At 68.6% G+C, this 24,517-nt stretch carries 24 protein-coding genes and 1 pseudogene; 9 read left to right on the forward strand and 16 right to left on the reverse strand.

The genetic code is table 11. The annotated features are described in order from the left end of the window. Positions 1–61 precede the first annotated feature (61 nt). The 6 genes from Q0653_RS06755 to Q0653_RS06780 form a co-directional block, all read right to left on the reverse strand. Entirely contained in the window at positions 62–688 is a 627-nt protein-coding gene (locus Q0653_RS06755) for a TetR/AcrR family transcriptional regulator (protein ID WP_261607653.1), read from the reverse strand. A gap of 8 nt (positions 689–696) precedes the next feature. Further along, positions 697–2,883 (reverse strand): YhgE/Pip domain-containing protein, encoded by a 2,187-nt coding sequence (locus Q0653_RS06760; RefSeq protein ID WP_298943671.1) that lies wholly within the window; start codon positions 2,881–2,883, stop codon positions 697–699. Then, positions 2,880–5,711, reverse strand: a complete 2,832-nt coding sequence (locus Q0653_RS06765) for a YhgE/Pip domain-containing protein (RefSeq protein ID WP_298943673.1) — start codon at positions 5,709–5,711, stop codon at positions 2,880–2,882. Before Q0653_RS06765 ends, Q0653_RS06760 begins: the two co-directional genes overlap by 4 nt. A gap of 96 nt (positions 5,712–5,807) precedes the next feature. Continuing rightward, positions 5,808–7,250, reverse strand: a complete 1,443-nt coding sequence (gene argG / locus Q0653_RS06770) for an argininosuccinate synthase (protein ID WP_298943675.1) — start codon at positions 7,248–7,250, stop codon at positions 5,808–5,810. Positions 7,251–7,379: 129 nt separating this feature from the next. Further along, positions 7,380–8,024, reverse strand: coding sequence for a peptidylprolyl isomerase (locus Q0653_RS06775; RefSeq protein WP_196323579.1), 645 nt, complete (start codon positions 8,022–8,024; stop codon positions 7,380–7,382). A 249-nt stretch (positions 8,025–8,273) separates the two neighbouring features. Further along, entirely contained in the window at positions 8,274–8,729 is a 456-nt protein-coding gene (locus Q0653_RS06780; RefSeq protein ID WP_196323580.1) for a DIP1984 family protein, read from the reverse strand. A gap of 154 nt (positions 8,730–8,883) precedes the next feature. Between Q0653_RS06780 and Q0653_RS06785 the strand changes: the two genes are divergently transcribed. Both Q0653_RS06785 and Q0653_RS06790 read left to right on the forward strand, forming a co-directional pair. After that, positions 8,884–10,170, forward strand: a complete 1,287-nt coding sequence (locus Q0653_RS06785; protein WP_298943679.1) for an adenylosuccinate synthase — start codon at positions 8,884–8,886, stop codon at positions 10,168–10,170. Then, entirely contained in the window at positions 10,170–11,324 is a 1,155-nt protein-coding gene (locus Q0653_RS06790) for a beta-propeller fold lactonase family protein (protein ID WP_298943681.1), read from the forward strand. Before Q0653_RS06785 ends, Q0653_RS06790 begins: the two co-directional genes overlap by 1 nt. 17 nt (positions 11,325–11,341) lie before the next feature. Here Q0653_RS06790 and Q0653_RS06795 read toward each other — a convergent pair whose 3' ends face one another. Continuing rightward, the gene (locus Q0653_RS06795) at positions 11,342–12,523 is read right to left on the reverse strand and encodes an AI-2E family transporter (RefSeq protein ID WP_298943683.1); all 1,182 of its coding nucleotides are present in this window, start codon (positions 12,521–12,523) and stop codon (positions 11,342–11,344) included. 40 nt (positions 12,524–12,563) lie between these two features. Here Q0653_RS06795 and Q0653_RS06800 point away from each other — a divergent pair, with 40 nt between their 5' ends. After that, positions 12,564–12,854: a chorismate mutase gene (locus Q0653_RS06800; protein WP_298742934.1), complete on the forward strand. Its 291-nt coding sequence runs from the start codon at positions 12,564–12,566 to the stop codon at positions 12,852–12,854. 22 nt (positions 12,855–12,876) lie between these two features. Here Q0653_RS06800 and Q0653_RS06805 read toward each other — a convergent pair whose 3' ends face one another. From Q0653_RS06805 to Q0653_RS06815, 3 genes are read right to left on the reverse strand one after another with little or no spacing between them, the layout of a single operon-like run. Further along, positions 12,877–13,566, reverse strand: a complete 690-nt coding sequence (locus Q0653_RS06805; RefSeq protein ID WP_298943684.1) for a hypothetical protein — start codon at positions 13,564–13,566, stop codon at positions 12,877–12,879. Continuing rightward, complete coding sequence (locus Q0653_RS06810; protein WP_298943685.1) at positions 13,563–14,456, reverse strand: ABC transporter ATP-binding protein; 894 nt, start codon at positions 14,454–14,456, stop codon at positions 13,563–13,565. The genes Q0653_RS06805 and Q0653_RS06810 overlap by 4 nt, the downstream gene beginning before the upstream one ends. Next, complete coding sequence (locus tag Q0653_RS06815) at positions 14,453–14,839, reverse strand: GntR family transcriptional regulator (RefSeq protein ID WP_298742940.1); 387 nt, start codon at positions 14,837–14,839, stop codon at positions 14,453–14,455. Before Q0653_RS06815 ends, Q0653_RS06810 begins: the two co-directional genes overlap by 4 nt. A gap of 343 nt (positions 14,840–15,182) precedes the next feature. Here Q0653_RS06815 and Q0653_RS06820 point away from each other — a divergent pair, with 343 nt between their 5' ends. From Q0653_RS06820 to Q0653_RS06830, 3 genes are all read left to right on the forward strand, one after another. Beyond that, positions 15,183–16,493, forward strand: a complete 1,311-nt coding sequence (locus Q0653_RS06820; protein WP_298943686.1) for a glycine betaine/L-proline ABC transporter ATP-binding protein — start codon at positions 15,183–15,185, stop codon at positions 16,491–16,493. Next, entirely contained in the window at positions 16,493–17,404 is a 912-nt protein-coding gene (locus tag Q0653_RS06825) for an ABC transporter permease subunit (protein ID WP_298943688.1), read from the forward strand. The genes Q0653_RS06820 and Q0653_RS06825 overlap by 1 nt, the downstream gene beginning before the upstream one ends. Positions 17,405–17,511: 107 nt before the next feature. Beyond that, on the forward strand, positions 17,512–18,414 hold the full coding sequence (locus tag Q0653_RS06830) for a glycine betaine ABC transporter substrate-binding protein (RefSeq protein ID WP_298742946.1): 903 nt from the start codon (positions 17,512–17,514) through the stop codon (positions 18,412–18,414). A 10-nt stretch (positions 18,415–18,424) separates the two neighbouring features. Here Q0653_RS06830 and Q0653_RS06835 read toward each other — a convergent pair whose 3' ends face one another. The 5 genes from Q0653_RS06835 to Q0653_RS06855 form a co-directional block, all read right to left on the reverse strand. Then, positions 18,425–19,171 carry a hypothetical protein gene (locus Q0653_RS06835; protein WP_298943690.1) on the reverse strand — a complete coding sequence of 249 codons (747 nt, stop codon included), beginning with the start codon at positions 19,169–19,171 and terminating at the stop codon, positions 18,425–18,427. Next, a complete protein-coding gene (locus tag Q0653_RS06840) occupies positions 19,168–20,148 on the reverse strand; it encodes a hypothetical protein (RefSeq protein ID WP_298943692.1) in 981 nt (326 codons plus the stop codon). Before Q0653_RS06840 ends, Q0653_RS06835 begins: the two co-directional genes overlap by 4 nt. Positions 20,149–20,197: 49 nt before the next feature. Continuing rightward, positions 20,198–20,332 (reverse strand): hypothetical protein, encoded by a 135-nt coding sequence (locus Q0653_RS06845; RefSeq protein ID WP_298742950.1) that lies wholly within the window; start codon positions 20,330–20,332, stop codon positions 20,198–20,200. A 5-nt stretch (positions 20,333–20,337) separates the two neighbouring features. Next, the gene (gene purL / locus Q0653_RS06850) at positions 20,338–22,728 is read right to left on the reverse strand and encodes a phosphoribosylformylglycinamidine synthase subunit PurL (RefSeq protein WP_298943694.1); all 2,391 of its coding nucleotides are present in this window, start codon (positions 22,726–22,728) and stop codon (positions 20,338–20,340) included. Between the two features lie 155 nt (positions 22,729–22,883). Then, complete coding sequence (locus tag Q0653_RS06855; RefSeq protein ID WP_298943696.1) at positions 22,884–23,105, reverse strand: hypothetical protein; 222 nt, start codon at positions 23,103–23,105, stop codon at positions 22,884–22,886. A gap of 101 nt (positions 23,106–23,206) precedes the next feature. Here Q0653_RS06855 and Q0653_RS06860 point away from each other — a divergent pair, with 101 nt between their 5' ends. Next, positions 23,207–23,536, forward strand: a complete 330-nt coding sequence (locus tag Q0653_RS06860) for a TraR/DksA C4-type zinc finger protein (RefSeq protein ID WP_298742956.1) — start codon at positions 23,207–23,209, stop codon at positions 23,534–23,536. Here Q0653_RS06860 and Q0653_RS06865 read toward each other — a convergent pair. Beyond that, a pseudogene (locus tag Q0653_RS06865) lies at positions 23,443–23,637 on the reverse strand (hypothetical protein); the annotation flags it as partial. The gene Q0653_RS06860 and the pseudogene Q0653_RS06865 sit on opposite strands and share 94 nt — an antisense overlap. A gap of 241 nt (positions 23,638–23,878) precedes the next feature. On the opposite strand from Q0653_RS06865, the gene Q0653_RS06870 reads away from it, so the two are divergent. After that, the gene (locus tag Q0653_RS06870) at positions 23,879–24,142 is read left to right on the forward strand and encodes a type II toxin-antitoxin system Phd/YefM family antitoxin (protein ID WP_298943697.1); all 264 of its coding nucleotides are present in this window, start codon (positions 23,879–23,881) and stop codon (positions 24,140–24,142) included. Further along, a complete protein-coding gene (locus Q0653_RS06875; protein ID WP_298943698.1) occupies positions 24,139–24,396 on the forward strand; it encodes a type II toxin-antitoxin system RelE/ParE family toxin in 258 nt (85 codons plus the stop codon). The genes Q0653_RS06870 and Q0653_RS06875 overlap by 4 nt, the downstream gene beginning before the upstream one ends. The last annotated feature ends 121 nt before the right edge of the window (positions 24,397–24,517 follow it).

Here is a 24,517-nt window from a genome sequence, read left to right on the forward strand (position 1 = left end):
GGGCGAATGCCGCCCGGAAAGACCTCCCCGAACGTCGTCCCCTCCCGGACGCAGCGCGCGGTCAGCCCACTCCGAGGATGTCGGGGTGGGCGGCAAGCAGGTCGCGCTGCTCGGTCCACGACAGGCCCGCGATGCTGAGGACCACGCGGATGACGGTGGCCGCGGCATCCGCCGTCGTCAGACGCAGTTCGCGCAAGGTCGCGCGCGCCGTCTCCTCGATGAGGAAGGCGAGGAGGTCCGGCGGGACGTCGCCCCGGAACGCCCCCGACGCCACACCCGCGCGCGCGAGCGCACGCAGGCGGCGGCGCAGCGGGGCGAGTGCGCGGATCGTCACGGCGACATGGGTGTCGTCGAGGGCGATGTTCGCCGTTGCGCGCACGGTGGATGCCTCGTGCCACAGCCGCGCGGCCATCCGGGCCAGGGCGACGCGCGGGTCGCGATCGTCGACCTCCTCGGCGATCGCGTTGAAGCGGACGGTGCCGTTCGTGATCACCTCGCGCAGCAGGCTGTCGCGGTCGGGGAAGTGCCCGTAGAGTGCGCGGCGGGAGAGCCCCGCGGCATGGGCGATCGTGTCGAGCGACGCGTTCGGGTCGTTCGACAGCACCGACTGGGCCGCCGCGAGCAGCGCGGCCCGGTTCGCGGTCGCGTCGCGCCGCCGGCGCGGTGTGGACGAGATGGTCGTGGCCATGGCATTCCTCACATGAGCTTCGTCGAGGCCATCGCATCGACGAGACCTCGGTTGAACGAGATGAGCGGCCGCCGCAGCACGAGCCCGAGCAGCAGCGTCGGCACGAGGAAGGCGAGGAGGAGCCCGATCGAGATCCAGAAGTCGGCGCCGTACGTGCCCGCGATCGCCGAGCGCATCGCCGAGATCGCGTGCGTCGCCGGCAGGAACGGGCTGACGTTCTGGAACCACGCCGGCAGCAGCTGCAGCGGATACGCACCTCCCGATCCGGAGATCTGGATCACGAGCAGCAGCACCGCGAGCGCCTTGCCGGCATTGCCGAACGCGACGACGAACGTGTAGATGATGAGCGTGAACACGAGCGAGGTCACCCACCCCGCCAGAAGCAGCAGGAACGGATGCGCGGGCTCGATCCGCACGAACAGGATCAGACCCAGGATCACGAGGGTCGACTGCGCGAGCCCGGTCACGGCGAAGATGCCGTACCGGCCGAGGTACTTCTGCGTCGACGACAGCTCGGGCTCGTCGGGCAGCGCGTCGCGGCTCACGTCGACGCGGATCGCGACGGTCATGAGGAGCGCCCCGACCCAGAGGGCCAGCACGATGTACAGCGGCGCCATGCCCGCGCCGAAGCTCACCACGGGGAACACCTCGACCCGGTCGACGCGCACCGGCTCGGCGAGCGAGGTGGCCAGCACGCTCGGGTCCGACCCGATGATCTCGCTGAGCCCGGCGAGGTCGCCGGTCTTCGCCGCGTTCGCGATCGCCTGCTGCACGGCGTCGAACTTCGCCGCGGCGTCGGTGAGGGCCGTGCTGAGCCGCCCCGTCACCTGCTCGGCGCCCTGCAGCGCGCCGACGATCGAATCGGATGCCCCGGAGAGCCCCGACGCCGCCTGCGCGAGGTCGCCGCGCACCGCCGAGATGTCGTCGTCGATGACGGAGAGGGTGTCGCCCAAGGCATCCAGCTGCGGCTTCAGGGTGCCCGTGTACGAGTCCTCCGCCTGCGCGATCGCCTGCTGCGCCTGCGCGATGAGGTCCTTCACCTTCTGATGGGATGCCTGGGCGTCGGCGTTCCCCGCGGTGATGTCGGCCGCGGCCTGTGCGAGCGAGTCGTGCACGGCCTGCTGGCGGGCGATCGCACGGTCGAGCTGGGCGACCACGTCGTCGAGCGCCGGCTGCGCCGCCGGGGGCAGCTGCGGCCGCACGTCGTCGACGAGCGTCGTGCGGAGAGCGGCCGCGTCGTCGATCTGCTTCTGCACCCGCGCGGCGATGGTGGTGAGCGCGTCGGCCTGGCTGCCCGTGAGGTTGCCGACCTGCGTGTAGAGGTCGTCGACGCTCGTCCCGACGGCGGCGTATCCCTGCGCCGTCGTGCGGAGGGCGTCGGCGACCGCGCCCGTCGCCGACTGCAGCGTCTCGCCCAGCTGCCGGGCGGCGCCCGCGCCGCTGCCCGCGGCGTCGGAGGCGTCGCCGAACGCGTCGCCCGCGCCCGAGACGAGAGCCGAGGCGCTCTGCGCGAGCGGGATCGTGCCCTGGACGAGCGTCTGGAACATGTCGGCGGTCTGCGCGCCGGCGCGCAGCTGTGTCGCGAGCGACCCGACGCGGGCTTCGACGCGGGCGAGCGCCGCCTGGGTGTCGGCGTCGGTCAGGTAGTCCGACAGTGAGGAGATGAGGCTCAGAGCGACATCGCTGAGCGTTTCGGTGAACACCGAGCTGATCTGCGCCGAGACCCCCTCGGCGCCCTGGCCGGTGATCTTCGGGGCGAGGGCGTTCTTCTTCTCGTTGGTGTAGTAGGCCAGCTCGGTGCGCTGGGCGCCGTCGGCGTAGAACGTCAGCATGTCGGCGCTGAACGTGGGCGGCAGCACGATCGCCGCGTAGTACCGGCCCGACTTGGTGCCGTCGATCGCGTCGTCCTCCGAGGTGATCACCCAGTTGAGCTGATCGTTCGCGCGCAGCTGCGAGAGCACCTGCTCGCCGACGTTCACGCGGATCGGCACGAGGTCGCTCTGGTACCCCTCGTCGGTCGAGGCGACCGCGACGGTGAGGTTCTTCGTGTTGCCGAACGGGTCCCAGCTGGCGAGCACGTTGAACCACGTGAACAGCGACGGGATCACCACGAGCCCGAACATCACGATGATCGCCATGACGTTCATCACCGAGTGCCGCAGGTCGCGGCGGATCAGATGCAGGATGCCTCTCATGCCTGCTCGCCTCCTTCGCGCCGGGTCTCGGGGGTGTCGGTGGGTTCGTCGGTGTGGGTGGGGTCGGCGGTTTCGGTGGTGGGCTCCGTCGTCGCGACGGCGTCCGCGCCGGCTTCGGCCGGGCTGAACAGGCGGGTGAGCACGGCGCCGTCCGGCTCGTCGGACTGCGCGGACGCGTCGGACTCGGCGGACTCGCTCGTCTCAGAGACATCCGTCGCGGGGGCATCCGTCTCCGGGGCATCCACAGCGGAGGCATCCACCTCTGCGGTGTCCACCACCGTCGCCGTGCCGGTCGCCACGCCGTCGTCGCGCATCGCGCGGCGCAGCTCCGCGTCGCCCATGCCGGCGAGCTCGGCGGCGGCCTCGAAGCTGTGGCTCACGTATTCGAGCACGACGAGGAAGGCGATGACGATGAGGCACCACAGCATCCAGAGGAAGAGGAGCGTCGCGCTCTGCTCGTGCAGGAGCCAGGCGATGAGGCCGAGCACGACCATGCCCGCGAGGCCCGCCAGCAGGGCGATCCGCAGGAGGGTCGGGTAGCGCTCGACGAACGGTCGTGCGCGGCGGTCGAGCCGGTTGCGGAACTCGCCGCGGTCGGCGAGGGCGTGGATCACGTCGGTGAGGCGGTGGCCGCGGCCGACGACCTGCACGTCCTCGCCGATGAGGAGATCTGTCGCGATCACCTCGCGGTTGAAGAGACGGTTGAGGTATGCCAGGCGACGGCGCAGCACGAGACCCACGATCCAGGCCAGCACCACGAAGATGGCGAGCGCGCCCATGAAGCGCCACCAGTGTGCCCCGTAGAAGCCGGCGATCGTCTCGCGCATCGCGTCGATACCGTACGTGAACGGCAGGAACGGGTAGATGTTGCGGAAGAACTGCGGCATCAGCTCGATCGGATAGAGCCCCGAGGCGCCCGGGATCTGCATGATCACGAGCAGCACGCACAGGCCCCGCCCGACATGGCCGAACGCCACGCACAGCGCGTAGATGATGCTGACGTAGGCGAGCGAGATGAGGATGCCCGTGCCGACGAACGCGACCGCGCTCGCCGTCTGCACGCCGATGATGAGGTCGCCGACGCACACGACGATCGCCTGCAGCACCCCGAGCGAGGCGAACAGCAGGAAGCGCCCGACATAGGCCTCGCCGACGCGGATCGGGGCGACGCCCTCGGTGTCGACCTCGACCTTGAAGATGACCATCATCACGAACGCGCCGATCCACAGCGAGAGGTTCGTGAAGAGGGCCGCCATCGCCGACCCGTACGAGGAGACCGGGAACACGGCGTGCTCGGCGACGTCGACCGGGGTCGTGATGAACTGAGCGATCTGCTGCGGGTCGAGGCCGGTGACGGTGCCGAGGGTGTTCCACGCCGAGGCCGAGCCGAGGGCGAGCACGTCGGTGCGGGCATCGCCGAGCCCGGTCTGGATGCCCGCGAGGGTGCCGTCGAGGCTGTCGAGCGCCGCCCCGGTGGCGACGAGCTGGGTGTCGAGACCAGAGAGGAGGTCGGCCGACTGCGTGAGCTGCGCGCGCTGGGCGTCGATGGCGGCGGAGAAGCCTCCGGCGCTCGCCGACAGCGTCGCCATCGCGCTCGTCAGCGCGGGGATCGATTGGGTGAGCGCGTCGCGCAGGCCGGTCGCCGAGGCCTGCGCGCCCTGGACGGCCGTGTTCACGGCATCCGCCGTCTTCTGCACGGCCTGCACCGCCGAGGCGGTGTCGTCGTTCATCGCCTTCAGGTCGGCGAGGAGCTGCTGGTCGGCCTGGTTCTGCTGCTCGAGGGCCGTCAGCACCTGCTGCAGCTGCTGGGCGACGGCGGGGTCGAGTCCGCCCTGATCGAGGAGCGTCTGCAGCTGCGCGATCGCCGCCGCGTGGGCGTCGGCGACGGCGGTGACGTCGTCGATCGCGGTGTCGATGCGGGCCGAGGCCTGACCGAGGGTCTGCGTGACCTGGGTGACCGAGATGTGCGCCTGCGCCGAGGCGTCCGCCAGCAGCGTCGCGCCCTGCACGTAGGCGGAGGTGGCGGCGTCGGTGAACGAGAGCACGTCGCGCTGCGCCTGCGCGATGATCGTCTGCGCCTGGCCGAGCGCGGTCTGCACGTCGCCGAGGGTGGTGTCGACGTCGGACAGGGTCGACTGCGCACCCCTCAGCGAACCGCGCGAGCGTTCGAGCCCGCCCTTCATGTCGGTGATGCTCTGGCGGGCCGAGGCGACCTGGGCGGAGGCCTGGTCGAACGCGTTCAGGCCGTCGTTCTTGGCGTTCAGCAGCTTCAACTGCACGTCGTCGCCGGCATCCTTCAGCTCGGTCGTCGCCGCCTCGGCGACCTGCTCGATGAACGCGCTGCTGATCTTGTCGTTCACTCCCGCGGCGCCGACGTCGGTGATCTTCGGGGCGATCGCGCTGGCCTTCTCGTTGACGTAGTAGGTCAGCGCGGGCTGGGTGAAGGTGCCCGTCGTGATGCTGAGCAGGTCGGAGCTGAAGCTTCGCGGAATGACGATCGCGGCATAGACCGCACCCGAGTGCACGGCCTCACGCGCCTCGTCTTCGCTCATGAACTCCCAGCCGAGCTGGTGGTCGTCATGCAGCTGGTCGACGACCTGCGCGCCGACGTCGATGGGGCCGGTCAGGTCGGAGCGGGCGCCCTCGTCGAGGTTGACGACGGCGACGCCGATGTTGCCGGTGTTGGCGTAAGGATCCCAGAACGCGGTGATGTTGAACCAGGCGTAGAGCGCCGGGGTGAGCAGCACGCCGAGCACGATGACCCACGTCCGGCGCGCGCGGAAGATCCGCGTGACATCACGCCGGAAGACTTGGAAACTCTTGCGCACCGACCTAGGGTACATCTAATCTGCACACCGGTGTGCAAGTTGTGATGAGGAGTTTTGCGCGTGATGCGCCGCTTCCGGTTCGGGGGCGGTCGGCGATCAGTCGGCGCCGAAGTCGAACATCGCCGACTCCGATGCCGCCTCGACGGCGTCGGCGAGGGCTTCGTCTGCGGCATCCGCCTGCTCGGCGTGCTCGATGATCTCGCGCGACTCTCCGCTCGCGAGCTCGCCGACGAGTTCTGCCGTCGCCCCGCCGATGAGGCCGAGGCCCGCGTACTGCTCGAGGCGCGCGCGCGAGTCGGCGATGTCGAGGTTCCGCATCGTGAGCTGCCCGATGCGGTCGGTGGGCCCGAACGCGGCGTCGCCGACGCGTTCCATCGACAGCTTCTCGGGGCCGTAGGAGAGGTTCGGGGAGGTCGTGTCGAGGATCGTGTAGTCCTCGCCGCGGCGCAGGCGCAGCGTGACCGAGCCGGAGACCACCGAGCCCACCCAGCGCTGGATCGACTCGCGCAGCATGAACGACTGCGGCTCGAGCCAACGGCCCTCGTACATGAGTCGTCCCAGGCGGCGTCCCTGCTCGTGGTAGGTCGCGAGGGTGTCTTCGTTCAGGATGCCGTTGACCAGCCGCTCGTAGGCGATGAACAGCAGCGCCATGCCGGGCGCTTCGTAGATGCCGCGCGACTTCGCCTCGATGATGCGGTTCTCGATCTGGTCGCTCATGCCGAGACCGTGGCGGCCGCCGATGGCGTTGGCCTCCATGACGAGGGCCACCGCGTCTGGGTAGGCGACGCCGTTGAGCGCGACCGGGCGCCCCGCCTCGAACGTGATCGTGACGTCTTCGGTCTCGATCTCGACGGCCGGGTCCCAGAACCGCACCCCCATGATCGGGTCGACGACCTCGAGCGAGACGTTGAGGTGCTCGAGTGTCTTGGCTTCGTGCGTCGCGCCCCAGATGTTCGCGTCGGTCGAATAGGCCTTCTCGACGGAGTCGCGGTAGGGGAAGTCGTGCGCTAGGAGCCACTCGCTCATCTCGGTGCGGCCGCCCAGCTCGGTGACGAAGTCCGCGTCGAGCCACGGCTTGTAAATGCGCAGCGCGGGGTTCGCGAGCAGTCCGTAGCGGTAGAACCGCTCGATGTCGTTGCCCTTGTAGGTCGATCCGTCGCCCCAGATGTCGACGCCGTCTTCCTTCATGGCGCGCACGAGCAGTGTGCCGGTGACGGCGCGGCCGATCGGGGTCGTGTTGAAGTAGGTGCGCCCGCCGGAACGGATGTGGAATGCGCCGCACGCGAGGGCGACGAGCCCTTCTTCCACCATGAGCGGCTTGCAGTCGATCAGACGCGAGGCCTCGGCGCCGTACTGCAGCGCACGCCCCGGGATCGACGCGATGTCGTCCTCGTCGTACTGACCGAGGTCACCGGTGTAGGTGAAGGGGATCGCCCCTTTGTCACGCATCCACGCGACCGCGACGGAGGTGTCAAGGCCTCCCGAGAAGGCGATGCCGACGCGCTCGCCGACGGGCAGGGACTGAAGGACCTTCGACATGGGGCCAAGTCTACCGAGCGCCGCATCCCCGCCGATCCGACACGATCGGTGCGGACCGACAGGATCCGCGCGCGCATACGGTGCCGGCTCGCGCGCATCTTGTCGGCTCGCGCGGTGTGGGGGCGTGGGTCAGCCCAGAGTCACGGCGGTGATGTCGACGGGGGATGCCGGAGCGACGCCGTCGGGGCCGACGCCCGCGGCGGCGACGGCTCGCACGAGATCGATGCCGGCGGCATCCATCATCCCGAAGACCGTGTACGCGGGGGGAAGCTGGGTGCCCTCGTAGACGAGGAAGAACTGCGACCCATTGGTGTCGGGGCCGGCGTTGGCCATCGCCAGCGTGCCTGCCGGATACGTCTCGGTCCCGTCGAGCTCGTCGGCGTACCGATAGCCGGGTCCGCCCATGCCGGTGGCGGAAGGATCGCCGCACTGCAGCACGAAGATGCCCTCGACGGTGAGTCGATGGCACGTGGTGCCGTCGAAGTAGCCCTGCTCGGCGAGGGAGACGAAGCTCCCGACGGTGCAGGGTGTCCGATCGGCATCCAGGGCGAGGGTGATGTCGCCGGCGGAGGTCTGCAGCGTCGCGGTCACGTCACCGGACCGGGCCGGCTCGGACGGCGGAACGTCGACGTCGCGCACCCCACCGGGGGCTTCGGTGTACTCGCACCCTCGGGCTCCGGGCGCCGACTCCTCGGACGCCGGCTGTCCCGCGCAGGCGGTCAGGGTGAGCAGAAGACCGACCGCAGCCGCGACGGAGAGCAATCGTGAGCGCATGCCGACAGCCTACGGTCCGCCTGCGAGACGGATCCGACGCCGGCGGGTCCCCTGTCCCACCCTCGTCCGTGAGCCAGCGCGTGGTGATGAGATGTGCAGGATGCCGCGTGCGTGTGTGCGCCGTGCCGAGCATGCGCCGTGACCGGGATCTTCCGGTGGACCGGCTCGTCGGTCCTGCAGAGCCGCCGATTGCCCCCGGCGGCGTGGGGTGTGCGCTCGCACTCTCGGACTACCGACTGCACGCCGGCGTCAGATCAGTTCGCTCTGCCAGTTGGCCTCCTGGATGCGGATGTCGAGCTCTCGCCATTCCTTCGCGAGGGCGTCGGCACGCGCGCGGACGGCGGCGACGTCGATCGCCGCGACGTAGCGGATCTCGGACTGGCTGTAGCGGTCGCCGCGGGCGGCCCCGGCATCCGCCGCCTGCGTGTAGGCCTGCACCCGCAGCCGGAGAACGTCGCGGCGGGCCAATGCATCGGTGAGCGTCGCGCCGTCGGCGAGGGTCGCCTCGAGGTTCGTGCGGTTGATCCGCGTGATGAGGTCGGCGAGGCGTTCGGCGACACGGTCGTGCTCGGACAGCAGCGCGGTGGGGTCTTCGACGGGCGGCTCCCCCTCCTGCACGCGCGCGTGCTGCGCTGCGCGCTGGGCGAGCTGGGAGAGCCGGGTGGCGAGGGCGGCGCGCTCCGCGAGTGCTTCGGCGAGCTTCATCACCCCAGCTTCGCACGGCGGCGGCGACCGATCCAGACCGACCACGCCGTGGCCCATGTCCGAGTGCGCTCGTCGGAACACTATCCGCTCGCGGGTCGCGGAGCCCAGGTCGGTAGGATGGGGTGTAACCGTCCGAACAGCGGGGGAGAGATCCATGCCAGGCATCGTCATCATCGGCGTCCAATGGGGAGACGAGGGCAAGGGGAAAGCCACTGACCTCCTCGGAGAGCGCACCGACTGGGTCGTGAAGTTCAACGGCGGCAACAACGCCGGACACACGGTCGTCATCGGTGACGAGAAGTATGCGCTGCACCTTCTGCCGTCCGGCATCCTCTCGCCGGGTGTCAACGCGGTCATCGGCAACGGCGTCGTCGTCGATCTCGAGGTGCTCTTCGCCGAGCTCGAGGCGCTCAACGCCCGGGGCCTCGACACGTCGCGCCTGCGCATCAGCGCCAACGCGCACGTCATCACGCAGTACCACCGCACGCTCGACAAGGTCACCGAGCGCTTCCTGGGCAAGCGCATGATCGGCACCACGGGCCGCGGCATCGGTCCGACGTACGCCGACAAGATCAACCGGGTCGGCATCCGGATCCAGGACCTGTTCGACGAGAACATCCTGCGCCAGAAGGTCGAGGGCGCCCTCGACCAGAAAAACCACCTGCTGGTGAAGGTCTTCAACCGCCGCTCGATCACGGTCGATGAGATCGTCGACGACCTGCTGTCGTACGCCGAGCGGGTGCGACCGATGGTCGCCGACACCTCGCTGTTGCTGAATGATGCGCTGGATGCCGGCGATGTCGTCGTCTTCGAGGGTGGCCAGGCCACCATGCTCGACGTCGACCACGGCACCTACCCGTTCGTGACGTCGTCGTCCGCGACGGCCGGGGGAGCGTCGACCGGCGCCGGGGTCGGACCCAACCGCCTCGACCGCATCGTCGGGATCGTGAAGGCCTACACGACGCGGGTCGGTTCGGGACCGTTCCCGACCGAGCTGTTCGACGAGCAGGGTGACTGGCTTCGCAAGCGCGGGTTCGAGTTCGGGACGACGACCGGCCGCCCGCGCCGGGTCGGCTGGTACGACGCTCCGATCACGCGCTATGCGACCCGCATCAACGGCATCACCGACCTCGTGATGACCAAGCTCGACATCCTCACGGGCCTCGATCAGATTCCCGTGTGCGTCGCCTACGACGTCGACGGGGAACGCTTCGACGAGGTGCCGGTCAACCAGAGCGACTTCCACCACGCGACCCCGATCCTCGAGTACTTCCCGGGGTGGAAAGACGACATCTCCGGCGCCCGCACCTTCGAAGACCTCCCACTCGAAGCTCAGGACTACGTTCTCGCGCTCGAAGCCATGAGCGGCACCCGGATCTCGGTGATCGGTGTCGGCGCTTCGCGCGACGCCGTGATCGTCCGGCACGACCTCGTCGACTGATGCGGTTCTTTGTCGGCGGGTACACCGCCGACAAGGGCGGCGAGGCAGACGGGATCGGCGTGCTGCACGCCGGCGCCGCCGACGATGTCCTCGCCGGCGGGCAGCTCTCGTACGCCCGCGTGGTCGCGACCGATGGATCGCCGTCCTGGCTCGCGTGGCACCCCACGCTTCCGGTTCTGTACGCCGCGATGGCAGCCGCCGGGACCGTCCGTGCGTTCCTGCGGGCCGGTGAGGCATCGTTCCTGCCGCTCGGCGGGGCAGTCGCCGCGGGCAGCGCCGTGTGCCACATCGCCGTCTCTCCGGACGGCGGGTGGCTCGTCGCATCGTGCTACGACGACGGCCGGGTCGTCCGCATCGACCTGGACGGCCGCGGCGCCCTCGGTCGCACCGTGACCGCAGAAGCGGCGCACGATCCCTACGGTCGGAGTGGGGAGCCGTCGTTCGCGCTCGCCGCCGCCCCGGAGTACCCCCCACGTGAGCGGTCGGCGATGGACGCGCTCGTCGCGCTGCTGTCCGAACGCAATACCGTCCCGGCCCCCGCGGTCGCCTCCGACGGCGCTCGGCCCTCGCACGCGCACGAGGCATCTTTCACCCCGTCGGGACTCGTGAGCGTCGACCTCGGTCTCGATCAGGTGCGCGTGTGGGATGCCCGTGGGGGGCGGCTGCGGGAGCGAGCCCGCGTGGTGTTGCCGCAGGGCGCGGGACCGCGTCACTGCGTGTGGCACCCGAGCGGACACCTGTTCGTCGTGACGGAGCACTCCGCAGAGGTCTTCGTCGTGCGACCCGAGCAGGACGGCGCCTGGTCACTCGTCGGTGGCGCACCCCTCATCGGAACGACTCCGGGCAGCGACTTCCCGGCCGAGATCGCCCTCACGCGCGATGCGCGGTTCGTCCTCGTGGGCGTGAGGGGAAGCGACACGATCGCGACGCTCCGGGTGGGTGGCGACGGGAATGCCCTGGCCACGACGGCACTTGTCGAGTCGGGTGTCGAATGGCCGCGTCACCACGTGATCGCCCGCCACACCTTGCTCGTCGCCGGCGAACGGTCGCACGAGATCGCCTCGCTCGCGATCGACGAACGCACCGGAATCCCCGGCCGGGTGCGACACCGCGTGACCGCTCCTTCACCCACCCAGCTGCTCGCCGATCGCTGAGGACCGGCGGGTCGCGGTCAGAGCTTGGCGTCTTGGCGGGGGATGAACACCTTCTTGATGATGAGAAGGATCGAGGCCGTCACCGGAATCGCGACGAGCGCACCGAGCAGTCCCATGAGCGTCCCGCCGACGAGCGCGCCGATCACCACGAGCGACCCCGGGACCGCGATCGCCTTGTTCATCACCTTGGGTGTCAGAACGTATGCCTCGAGCTGCATGTAGATCAGATAGAGCACTCCGAAGACCAACGCCGCGATCGGGCTGGAGAACAGAGCGACGACCGTGCCGACGATCCAGAAGATCACGGTACCGACGAGCGGGATGATCGTCAGGCAGAATGCGACGACGGCGAGTAACAGCGGGAACGGCAGCCCGAGAATCGAGTAGAGGATGAAGGTGATCACCGAGTTGAAGAACGCGAGGACCACCATCCCCATGAGATAGGAGCCGACCGAGCCGGTGATCTCCTCGGTCATCTCGCCGACGAACTCCCGATTGCGCGCGGGCGCGAGCCGGTAGAACGCTGATTTCATCTGGTCGAGCGAGGCAAGGAAATACAGGCTCAGCACGATGATGATGATGATCCCGGAGATCGTCGTCGCGATCCCGACGCCGACCTGGAGAACACCGCCGCCGATGGTCGCGATGTTGTTCGGATTGGTGATGAAGGCCTGCAACTGATCGAGCCAGACCGGTACCTGGTCGCCGAACTGGTCGCGCAGCCACGCGTAGGCATCCGTGTTCTGGAAGTCGGCGATCATCGTGGGGATGCTGTCGAGGAACTGCGCGATCTGGCGGATCACCGTCGGCACGACGAGCCACATCACGCCCACCAAGAGGAGGGTGAACACGGAGTAGACGATGACGATGCCCCAGGTCCGCGGCACGTGGCGCCGCTGGAGGCTACGGACGACGGGATCGAGTCCGAGTGCGGCGAAAAGGGCGAAGGCGATGTAGATCCAGATGGTCGCGAGACTCGTCACGGCGGCGCCCAGGCCGATCGCGAGGAGGGCACCGGCGGTCAGGAGGAAGCCGACGCCGAACGGGCGGTTCAGGTGCGTCCAGAACGTGCGCTCCAACGGTGCTTCGACGGGCGCGGGTCCGGTGGCGACAGGATTCGGCGATGCCGGGGGAGCGGGTGTCGCCGTAGCAGACTTCTTCGCCCGACGGGACAGGGAGCGGCGGGAGGCCTCGGTCATGTTCACACTGTAGGGCTGTAGCCTCGGCTCGGGAGGAACAATGACCGACGCCACTGCTCAACTTCAGAACCTGCGTGCCAGCATCGACAACGTCGACGCCGCGCTGATCTTCCTGCTTGCCGAGCGATTCCGCTGCACGAAGCAGGTCGGGGTCCTGAAGGCTGAGCACGGGATGCCGGCATCCGACCCGTCACGAGAAGAACACCAGATCGCACGACTTCGCCGCCTGGCGCTCGACGCGGATCTCGATCCCGAGTTCGCCGAGAAGTGGTTCAACTTCGTGGTGGCTGAAGTCATCCGCCACCACACGGCCGCGGCCGAGTCGTACTGACCCGGCCGCGACGCGTCGTCGGTCACGGGATCGCGCGGCGGAGCGTTGCGTACGACACCGCTCCGAAGACGCCGATCGCCAGCAGGATCCACCCGATGAGCGTCGGAATCGTGAGGGCGGCCAGCCAGGCACCGACCTCGGCCCACGCGGCGACCTGGGACACGATCCACAGGCCCGCGATCAGCACGAGGCCGAGGGTGACCAGCGTGAGAGTCAGACCGATCGCCCCGAACCGGCGGTAGATCGTCGACCCCCAGAATCCGATCACGAACAGCAACAGCGACACGACGGCGAAGAACACCCCGGCCAGCAGCGGACCGGATTGCCAGACCCAATCGAGGGAGAAGAAGTACCCGTTCACCCCCCACCATCCGTCGGTGGCTCGCTCCAGGAGCCCGCCGACGACGAAGATCACGCCCAGCAGAATCGAGGTGATGAGCGCGGCGAGCATCGTGCCGAAGAAGAAGTCGCGCCTCGTGATGCTGAGTGCCTGCGAGAACGGGAACGTGTAGCTCAGCGCCATGATTCCGACGGCGAAGAAGTACCAGATCGGGGCTTGGCTCCCGCCGCCGTACTTCGCACCGTCGTAGGGGATCAGCGCGAAAATGATGACCGACATGAGGAAGGTGGCGCCGAGGATGATCAGCGGTATCCACACGAACGTGGACTTGTTGACGAACTGCATGCGGGTGACGTTCAGGATCCGGGTCATCGGACCGCTCCTTCCGTGTGGAGGCTGTGCTGGGTCGTGCGGACGATGAGTTGCTGCAGAGACACCGGGGTCACGTCCAGTCCTGCGGCGCTGATCGCCGCGCGATCGGCGGGAGTGAGTGTTCCGAGGACGGTGACCGAGGCGACGTGGCCGAGAGTCTCGCGGTGGATCACCTCGCGCCCCGCGATGAAGGCCTCGACGGCGGATGCGTCGCCGACGATGTTCGCGGCACGGTCACGGATGCTGTCGGTCTCCTCATCCATGACGATGCGACCGTCGTCGACCACGAGCACGCGCTCGAGCAGGTTCGACACTTCATCGATGAGGTGGCTGGACAGCACGATCGTGCGGGGGTGTTCGGCGTAGTCCTCGAGCAACCGGTCGTAGAAGATCTGCCGCGCGACGGCATCGAGACCGAGGTAGGGCTCGTCGAAGAACGTGATCTCGGCGCGCGAGGCGAGACCGATGATGACCCCGACCGCCGAGAGCTGGCCCCGGGAGAGCTTCTTGATCCGGCGTTTCATCGGCAGATGGAACTCCTCGACGAGGCGGTCGGCGAGGCCCTGATCCCAGTTCGGGAAGAACATGCTCGCCATTCGCAGTGCGTGCCGGGGCTGCGCGTCATCGGGATACCGCTGACTCTCTCGCACGAAGCAGAGTCGGCTGAGCACCCGGGCGTTTTCGTAGGGTGCTTCACCGAAGACGCGGACCCGCCCGGAGGTGGCGAAGTTCTGCGCGGTGAGGATCGACATGATCGTCGTCTTCCCGGCGCCGTTGCGGCCGAGGAGGCCGTAGATCGTGTTCGGTTCGATCGAGAACGAGACGTTGTCGAGCGCGAGCGTGTCGCGATAGAGCTTCGTCAGGTTCTCCACCTCGATGACGGCGGTCATGATGTGGTCCTTTCCGTGTGGTCGGATGCTGCGGCGCGCTCGAGGACGAGCCGTGCCAGGTCGTCGGGGCCGAGGCCGAGGTTGCGGGCTTCGGCCAGGAGTGGCTGGATGAACCGATCGGCGAACGCGGCGCGCCGTTCGGTGAGGAGGTGGGCGCGGGCGCCCTCGGCGACGAACATGCCGATGCCCCGCCTTTTGACGAGCACGCCTTTGTCGACGAGCATGTTCACTCCCTTCGCGGCCGTAGCCGGGTTGATGCGGTAAAAAGCGGCGAGTTCGTTGGTCGACGGCGCTCGCGTGTCTTCAGAGAGGCTTCCGTCGAGAATCGATTCCTCGACGCGCTCCGCGATCTGGACGAAGAGCGCCTTGCCTTCTTCGATCACCGTGCCTCCAAAGTGAGTGAGTTAGTTACATGACTAATGAACCACTGAACCGGATGTCTGTCAAGCATCCGTCGCCAAGGCGCGCGCGTGATAACGCGTGGCACGCACCGACGCAAATTTGCGACGATTCGCCAGCGGTGGAACTGTGGAGACGGCCCTCCGCGTGGCGGGCCCACTCGACCAGTCCGCGACCGCCGGTGATGCACGCTCATCAGACCGATGGTCGTACGGTCGGCGGCCCGTTTCCGGCAGTCCCGATGTCTGTCGTCGTGCACACCTGTGCACTCGAGGCTGTCACCCGGGCGCGACGGATGCGATCGCTCTGCGGTCGCCGAGGTCTGCTGTGACTCTTGCCCCCGCTCTCGAAGCGAAGAACCTGTTCAAAGTCTTCGGACGAAATCCGAAGGATGCCGTGTCGCGCCTCCGTGCCGGCCAATCCCGTGCCGAGACGGCCGACGCGGGCACCGCGGCCGTGATCGATGCGAGCTTCACCGTTCAGCCCGGCGAGATCTTCGTGATCATGGGCCTGTCCGGGTCGGGGAAGTCCACGATCATCCGCATGCTCAACGGACTGCTGACGCCCACGGACGGCGATGTCGTCATCGGCGGACGCAGCGTCGCCGCGGCCTCGCCCGCCGAGCTGCGCACCATCCGCCGCGAGTCGGTGTCGATGGTCTTCCAGCACTTCGCGCTTCTCCCGCACCTCACCGTGCTCGACAACGCCGCCTACGCCCTGGAAATCCAGGGGGTCGGCAAAAGCGAGCGCCGGGCCCGCGCTCAGGAGATCCTCGACCGCGTGGGCCTGGGCGATCGCGCCCAGGCAATGCCCGACGAGCTCTCCGGCGGCATGCGTCAGCGCGTGGGCATCGCCCGCGCCCTGACCGCCGGCACCGACATCCTGCTGATGGACGAGGCCTTCTCGGCGCTGGACCCGCTCATCCGCCGCGAGATGCAGGAGCAGCTCGTCGAGCTGCAGCGCGAACTCGGCCGCACGATCGTCTTCATCACGCACGACCTCAACGAAGCCATGTTCCTGGGCGACCGCATCGCCGTCATGCGTGACGGACGCATCGTGCAGAACGGCACACCTGAAGAGATCCTCACGGACCCGGCGAACGACTACGTCGCGCAGTTCGTGCAGGACGTCGACCGGGCGCGGGTGCTGACCGCGGGATCCGTCATGGAGCCGCCGCACCAGACCACGCCGGTCAGCGCCGGGGTGCGCGGCGCGCTTCGCACGCTCCGGGCCCAGCAGGTCGGGTCGGTCTTCGCCGTCGAGAACCGCCGCCTCGTGGGCGTCGTCACCGATCGTGCGGTCATCCGAGCGGTGAAGAGCGGCCAGACCGATCTGCGCCAGATCGTCGACGCGCATGTGCCGACGGTCGGCCCCGACGATCTCCTCACCGACATCGTCGAAACCGCCGTCGAAGCCACGGTGCCCCTCGCGGTGGTCGACGAGAACCGGCGCCTGCTCGGCGTCATCCCCCGCGTCACGCTTCTCGCCGCGCTCGGCAACGTGCCGGCCACCACCCGCGAGATGCCGATCATCCAGAGTCCGATCGACATGGTCGCGCAGTTCACGCCGCTCGTGGATGCCGCCACCGAGGGCGTCGCCCTGCCGGACTCCGCCGCCACCGAAGGGAGCGTGCGCTGATGGACTTCTTCCGCATTCCGGTCGGCGAGTGGGCCGAAGCCATCGTCGACTTCCTCGGCGACACTCTCGGCGGGTTCTTCGATCTCATTTCGACCGCCCTCGAGGGCGTGTACGAAGGCCTCGGCTGGGTGCTCATGTCCCCGCCGTTCTGGATCATCATCGCGCTGTTCGCTGCCCTCGCGTTCGTCGTGCGCGGATGGAAGCTCGCTCTCGGCACCGCGCTCGGCCTCCTCGTGATCGTCGGGGTCGATCAGTGGGAGAACGCGATGGACACCCTCGCGCTCGTGCTGGTCGCCGCCGTCGTGGCGATCCTCATCGCCGTCCCGGTGGGTATCTGGGCCGCACGCAGCGATCGGGTTTCGCGCGTCGTCCGGCCGATCCTCGACCTCCTGCAGACCATGCCCGCGTTCGTCTACCTGATCCCCGCGATCTTCTTCTTCGGGGTCGGCGCCGTTCCCGGCATGATCGCCACGATCATGTTCGCGCTCGCGCCGGGCGTGCGCCTCACCGAGCTCGGCATCCGCGGGGTCGACAGTGAAGTCGTCGAGGCGGGCTTCGCCTTCGGCGCTTCGCCGGCGCGCGTGCTGCGGCAGATCCAGATCCCCCTCGCGCTTCCCTCGATCATGGCCGGCATCAACCAGGTCATCATGCTGAGCCTGTCGATGGCTGTCATCGCGGGCATGGTCGGCGCCGGGGGGCTCGGCGGCGAGATCGTCCGCGCGCTCGGCCGGATCAACGTCGGGCTCGCTTTCGAAGCGGGGATCTCGATCGTCATCATCGCGATGATCCTCGACCGCCTGACCTCCGCGCTCGGCAGCGGCGACCGCAGTCGCCGCGTCGCGAAGGCGAAGACGGCGCGCGACACACAGGATGCCGCGGGCTCGGTCAGCCGTATCCCGACCACGGTCTGAGGACCCATAAGACCAGGCGAGCTCATCACTCGCCGGGGGCGCGGAGACTCCGCGCTCGACAAACAACGACCGATCCGCGACAGCACGCGGATGGAGAGGACGTCACGATGACCAAGAGAAGCAGCATCCTGAGCGCCGTCGCCCTGGCGGGCGCGGCCACCCTCGCGCTCGCCGGCTGCGCCGGCACGAGCGACGACAGCGGCAGCGCGGACGGAGGCGCCGCAGACCGCCCGATCGAGATCGCCGTGTTCAACGGATGGGACGAGGGCATCGCCGCGTCGTATCTCTGGCAGGAGATCCTCCAGGAGAAGGGCTACGACGTCGAGCTCACGTACGCCGACGTCGCCCCCGTCTACCAGGGCCTCGCCGGCGGTGACTTCGACCTCGTGCTCGACACGTGGCTGCCGATCACGCATGCCGACTACATGGAGCAGTATGGCGACGACGTCGAAGACCTCGGCGCCTGGAACGACGAGGCGAAGCTCACCATCGCGGTGAATGAAGACGCCCCGATCGATTCGCTCGAGGAGCTCGCGGCGGCATCCGCCGACTTCGGCAACCGCATCGTCGGCATCGAGCCCGGGTCGGGCCTCATGCGTATCACGGGCGATGAGGTCGTGCCGGGCTATGGCCTGGAGGGCATGGAGCTCATCGAGTCGTCGACCCCGGCCATGCTTGCCGAGCTCAAGACCGCAACGGATGCCGGTGAGAACATCGCCATCACGATGTGGCGCCCCCACTGGGCGTACAACGCCTTCCCGATCAAGGACCTCGAAGACCCGAAGGGCCTCTTGGGAGACGCCGAAGGCATCCACTCGGTCGCCGCGACGTCGTTCGCCGAGGACTTCCCCGAGGTGCACGAGTGGATCTCGAACTTCGAGATGCCCAGCGACACGCTGTACTCGCTCGAGGACGCGATGTTCAACGCCTTCGATGGTGACGACTACGGTCCCGTCGTGCAGGAGTGGATCGCCGAGAACCAGGAGTGGGTCGACTCACTCACGTCCTGATCACGGTCGGTCAAGAACGGGGTTCGGCGGAAGCCGGGCCCCGTTCTCCCGTTGCGGTGCGACCCGGCTCGAGCTGCAGCGCCACCTTCTGTTCGAGGAGGTCGACCGCTTCATCCGAGATGGAGAGGAGCCCGTCGACCTCGTCGCGCACGCGGCGGTACGCGACCTGCCGCTCGGCGGGGGTCGCCGACTGGTCGACCGCCACGGCGAGCAGCTGCTGGGCGGTCTTGAGGCGCTTGCGCTCGACCTCGCTGAACTGCGAATCGCGCACACGCCGCGCATCGCGCTCGGCCAGATCGAAGGAGACCTCGTACTCCGTCACGGCCGCGCGGTACTCCGAGACCTGGTCGGCGGTCACTTTCGTGTCTGCGGATGCCGGGCGCAGCGAGTCGGCGACCTTCTTGGCGCGCAGGAACGCGGCGGTGAGATCCTGACGACCGTCGCTCATGGTGGGAAAGGCGATGAGGCGCGCGACGTCGAGTTCGTACTCGAGCCAGCGGGCCGTGATCGCATCATGAGTCGCGAAGAGCTTCGTCAGCTGGTCGGGAAGCGGAGACGGGCGGGTGATGGGCTGAGGGTCCTGGCCGGCATCCATGCGAACCGCGCGTAACTCTCCCTGGGCCTTGATGACTTCCAGCCGCCGCTTGTGACGCTCGGCGGACAGGTGCTCGAACCGACGGAACACGCCCGCGCCGATGCCGGCGAGCGGAAACGCGAGCCACCAGTAGCTCCCGAGGAACTGCAGGATCTCGGTCATGTGCGCGGCCCACCGCGTCGCGGGATGGGCCAGATGGGCGTGTCGCGGCTCTTCGGCGGCGTCTGCGGGTCGGCGGGGGGAGCCTCCGGTTCGGCAGCCGGCGCAGTCTTCTCGGCGGCGGCGGCGGGCGGGGCCGGCTCATACGCGGCCGATGGCGCGGCGGAGCGGCTCTGCCCGGTCGCGCGCGCGAGTGCTTCGGCCGAGCGGGCCAGCAGGGTATCCGTCAGCGTCTGGGCCATGACCGTCCAATGCGGTGCGCCGGGGGCATCCGGGCCCGGACCCGCCGGCGCGGTTCCGGCCGTCCGCGCGCGCCGCCACGCATCCGCTTCGGCGGCGTCGAACGCCACTTGCAGGCGGTGGACGGCATCGCGATACGCCGAGAACTGCGCTGTCGTCATCCGCGTCTGCGCCGTCGCGGGTCGCAACTCTTGTGCTCCGCGGGCGTCCGCGAGGAACGCGGCGGTCAAGGGAACCCGCCCGTCACTCATCGTCGGGAAGGCGATGAGCTTGGCGGGGTCGGTCTCGTACTGCATCCATTGTGCGGTGATCGCATCGTGGGTGCTCATGAGTTTGGCCAGGGGAAGGGATGCCGGATCCCGGGTCGCCGCGGGCAACGCGGCGCGGGCCGCGCTGACGTGGGCCCTCCGGGCGCGGACCGCCGCGGCCGCCGCGCGCGCTTCGCGTTGGGCGCGATCGAGAGCGTGGCGTGCGGCGCCGACAGCTGCCGTGTCGGCGCGACCGGCGAAACGCTCCGCCTGAACACGCGCGAGTTCGGCGCGTGTGACGCGGACGTCCATCCGGGTGCTCGTCGCGTGCAGGCGTTCGCGGCGAAGGTCGTCACGCGCAGCGTCGTACTCCAGTTTGCGGGCGCGCACCGTTCGTTGCTGGCGCAGGCCGAGGAAACCGAGGGCGCCGGCGCCGATCACCGTCGGCCCCATCCACCAGAACTCGGCGACAATCGCCCAAAGCGGATCCACAGCGTCATGCTAGTCGCCACCGCTGAGAAGCGTCCCCGAGCTCGGGGACTCAGCCGAAGAGCAGAGCGAGGACCGTCGCACCGCCACCGACGAGGATGAGCGAGACGATCACCACCCACGCGATGACGCGAGTGCGGCGCGTGCGCGCTTCGTTCATGCCGGCGTACTCGTCCTGATCGGTCATGGCGCTCAGCCTACGGGTTCGGTGACGGTGGCGCCGAACACGCTCGGGAGCGTCGCCTGCGAGGTGCCGCGAAGCTCCGACACGGTCAGGGTGAACACGTCCTGCACTTCGAGGGCCGCTTCGTCGCCGTCCGCAGTCCCCACGGTCTCTCCACCCGCCGCTGACGCGGCGCGCGGAGCCTCTGACCGCGTGGGCCCAGGATCGGTCACACCGATGCGGAGCACCGGGTAGCCGCGACCCTCGCAGAGGCCGCGGAACTTCACGTCCTCCTCACGGGGCACCGAGACGATCACCCGACCGGTGGATTCGCTGAACAGCGCGGTCGCGGCATCCACCCCGTCACGCTCCATGATTTCGCGCAGCCAGACGCGCGCGCCGACGCCGAAGCGCATGACACCCTCGGCGAGAGCCTGACCGAGGCCGCCCTCGGAGAGGTCGTGCGCCGACGAGACGAGCTCCTGCTGCGATGCGGCGTGGATGAGCTCGGCGAGCCGCTTCTCCTGGCCGAGGTCGACGGCCGGCGGGCGCCCGCCGAGGTGGCCGTGGATCGTGCCGGCCCAGGCCGAGCCACTGAGTTCGGTGGCGGTGACGCCGAGAAGGTAGATGTTCTCGCCGGCATCCTGCCAGCCCGACGGGATGCGGCGGGCGACGTCGTCGATGATCCCGAGCACGCCCACGACCGGGGTCGGGAAGATCGGGGTGTCGCCGGTCTGGTTGTAGAAGCTCACGTTGCCGCCGGTGACCGGGACGCCGAGTTCGAGGCATGCGTCGGCGAGACCGTCGACGGCCTGGCCGAACTGCCACATGACCTCGGGGTTTTCCGGGCTGCCGAAGTTCAGGCAGTCGGTCACGGCGGTGGGAACCGCGCCGGTGACGGCGACGTTGCGGTACGCCTCGGCGAGGGCCAGCTGCGCGCCGGCGTACGGGTCGAGCTGGCAGAAACGTCCGTTGCAGTCCGTCGCGATCGCGAAGCCCAGGCCGCTTTCCTCGTCGACGCGGATCATGCCGGCATCGTCGGGGAAGCTGAGGGCGGTGTTGCCCATGACGTAGTAGTCGTACTGGTTGGTGATCCAGGACGTGTCGGCGAGGTTCGGGCTCGCCACGAGCTGAAGGAACTGTCGGCGCAGCGTGTCGGGGTCATCCGTCCGGGGCAGGGCGGATGCCGAGTCCTCGCGGAGCGCATCGATCCAGGTCGGGTAGGCGACCGGGCGTTCGTACACCGGCCCGTCGACGGCGACGGTGGAGGGGTCGACGTCGACGATCTGCTCGCCGTGCCAGAAGATCTGCAGGCGGCCGTCGCCGGTCACTTCGCCCAGAACGCTGGTCTCGACGTCCCACTTGCCGACGACCGCGAGGAACGCCTCGAGCTTCTCGGGCGCCACGATCGCCATCATGCGCTCCTGGCTTTCGCTCATCAGGATCTCTTCGGGCGTCAGCGTCGGGTCGCGGAGAAGCACGTTCTCGAGGTCGACGCGCATGCCGCTGCCGCCGTTGGCGGCCAGCTCGCTCGTCGCGCACGAGATGCCCGCGGCACCGAGGTCTTGGATGGCTTCGACGAGCTCACCCTGATACAGCTCGAGGCAGCATTCGATGAGCACCTTCTCGGCAAACGGGTCGCCGACCTGCACGGCGGGACGCTTGGTCGGACCGCCGTCGGCGAAGGTGTCGGACGCGAGGATCGACGCACCGCCGATGCCGTCACCACCCGTGCGTGCACCGAAGAGCACGACCTTGTTGCCGGCGCCGGTGGCGTTGGCGAGTTTGATGTCTTCGTGCCGCATGACGCCGACCGCGAGCGCGTTGACGAGCGGGTTGCCCTGGTAGACGGCGTCGAAGACGGTTTCGCCGCCGATGTTGGGCAGGCCCAGGCAGTTGCCGTAGAAGCTGATGCCGCTCGTCACGCCGTGCACGACCCGGGCCGTGTCGGGGTGGTCGATCGCGCCGAAGCGCAGCTGGTCCATGATCGCGACCGGACGGGCACCCATCGAGATGATGTCGCGGACGATGCCGCCGACGCCGGTCGCGGCGCCCTGGAACGGCTCGATGTAGCTCGGGTGGTTGTGCGACTCGACCTTGAAGGTCACCGCCCAGCCCTCGCCGACGTCGACGACACCGGCGTTCTGGCCCATGCCGACCATGAGCCGGGTCTTCATCTCGTCGGTGACCTTCTCGCCGAAGCGGCGGAGGTAGATCTTCGACGACTTGTACGAGCAGTGCTCGCTCCACATGACGGAGTACATCGCGAGCTCACCGGAGGTGGGGCGGCGGCCGAGGATCGTCTTGATCTGCGCGTACTCGTCGCTCTTCAGGCCGAGCGCACCGTAGGGCTGCTCTTTCTCCGGAGTGGCGACGGCGTTCTCGACGGTGTCGGCGACGGGGATGGTGGGGGTGCTCACGCGGCTGAACTCCAAAGACTCGGGTGCCGGGGATACGCACCATTCTAGATGGGGGACAGCCGGCATCCGGATGCACGAAATGGATGGCGCAGATCGTCGCGATCTGCCGCGGACACGACGATCTGCGCCCACATTTCAGGAGACGCGGGCACGCGTCAGTCGACCACGCCGATCCCGGTCGCCTCGTGGCTCGGCTCGCCGGTGTCGCTCGACCCGCCGTCCGGGGCCTTCGGCTCTTCGTCAACCGGCTTTTCGGTGCTGGGTTCTTCCAGCTGGGTGGTGGTCGGCATTCCGTCGCTGTCGGCGGACTGCTCGTCGGCAGGCGCCTGCGGCGGCTCGGGCGGCTGCGGCACCTGCGGGGGCTGGGGGTCGGACATGGCGACTCCTTTCGTGAGAATCCAGCATCCGCCTCGCGCGCCGCCCCCGTGAACCCGGTTGACACGGCCGCTCTGCCGTGATCCGCGCGTAGCCTCGGAGGATGGATCGATCGGTGCTCGAGGAGCGGATGCGCGAGCTCGACGCCGTGCTCGCACGCCTCCGGCGCGACGACGACAGCATCCGCGCGGATCGCGCCGATGCGACGGCCGACGACGAACACGACCCCGAGGGCTCGACCCTCTCGGGCGAGTGGCAGCGGATCGATGCGTTGCGCCGGGCAACGGTGGCCGAGCGCACCGCGCTGACGGCTGCACTCGCACGCCTGGATGCCGGCACCTACGGGATCTGCGCACGCTGCGGTCGGGAGATCCCGCCCGCACGCCTGGAAATCCGGCCGGACGCGGTCACCTGCGTGCCCTGCGCCGCCTGAGCCCCCGCGCTCGGCGCGAGTTTCTTCCGCAGCTGCGACATGTAGAGCCGCAAGTAGCCCGTGTCGGCGACCTGCTCGCTCCCCCAGATCTCTGTCAGCAGCGTCGAAACGCGGAGAGCATTGGTAACGGCGGCGTTGCCGATCTCGCGACGTTCGACCCACACCGCCGCTACGCCGAGACCGCGTTCGCCAACGCCCGTGAACAGTGATGCTCGATCCCTGGCGTCGCTTCTCGCGTCCGGCTCCCGAATTGTCGTGGTCGACGTCACAACGCCACGAGTGCGAGAAGCGGGCTCCACCACTATTACGTACGTTCTGCTCGATAAAGGGTAGGCTGGTGGTATGAGCCAGATTGCTATCACTGAGGCGCGTGGCCGGTTGGCGTCCATCATCGACGAGGCCCGCACCGAGCCGGTGTACCTGACTCGTCGGAACCGGCCTGTCGCAGCCGTTGTGGATGCGGGTCAGTTGGAGCAGTTGCTGGAGGATGCTGAGGAGCTCGCGGACATCCGCGCGGTGGACGCGGCGTGGGATGAGACGGAGAAGTTGGGTGAGACGCCGGTTCCGTGGGACGACGTCAAGCGTGACCTCGGTCTGGTCCCGTGACCTATCAGATCCAGGTTCTCCCTATCGCAACGAGAGCGATCAAGAAGTTTCCTCCCGAGGCGAAGCGTCGGGTTCAGGCTGTTGTCGAATTGCTCGCTGAGGACCCGCGGCCTCCGGCGGCGAAGAAGCTCACTGGACGCCCAGAATGGCGGGTGCGAACCGGGGACTACCGTGTGCTGTACCGCATCCACGATGACGTACTGACCGTTGTCGTTGTGCACGCTGGTCACCGGTGGGCGAGTCATGAGCGGTGATGTTGAGGTGGATGGGATGCGTGACGGTCGAGCGCTGCGACGTTGTGTACTCCTGGAAGCTGCCGGCAGGGTTGCCTGATGTTGTGAGGATGGAAGCCCGGCGACGTCGGCTGGTGGCTTG

The sequence above is a fragment of the uncultured Microbacterium sp. genome (assembly GCF_947488465.1).
Taxonomy (GTDB): Bacteria; Actinomycetota; Actinomycetes; order Actinomycetales; family Microbacteriaceae; genus Microbacterium.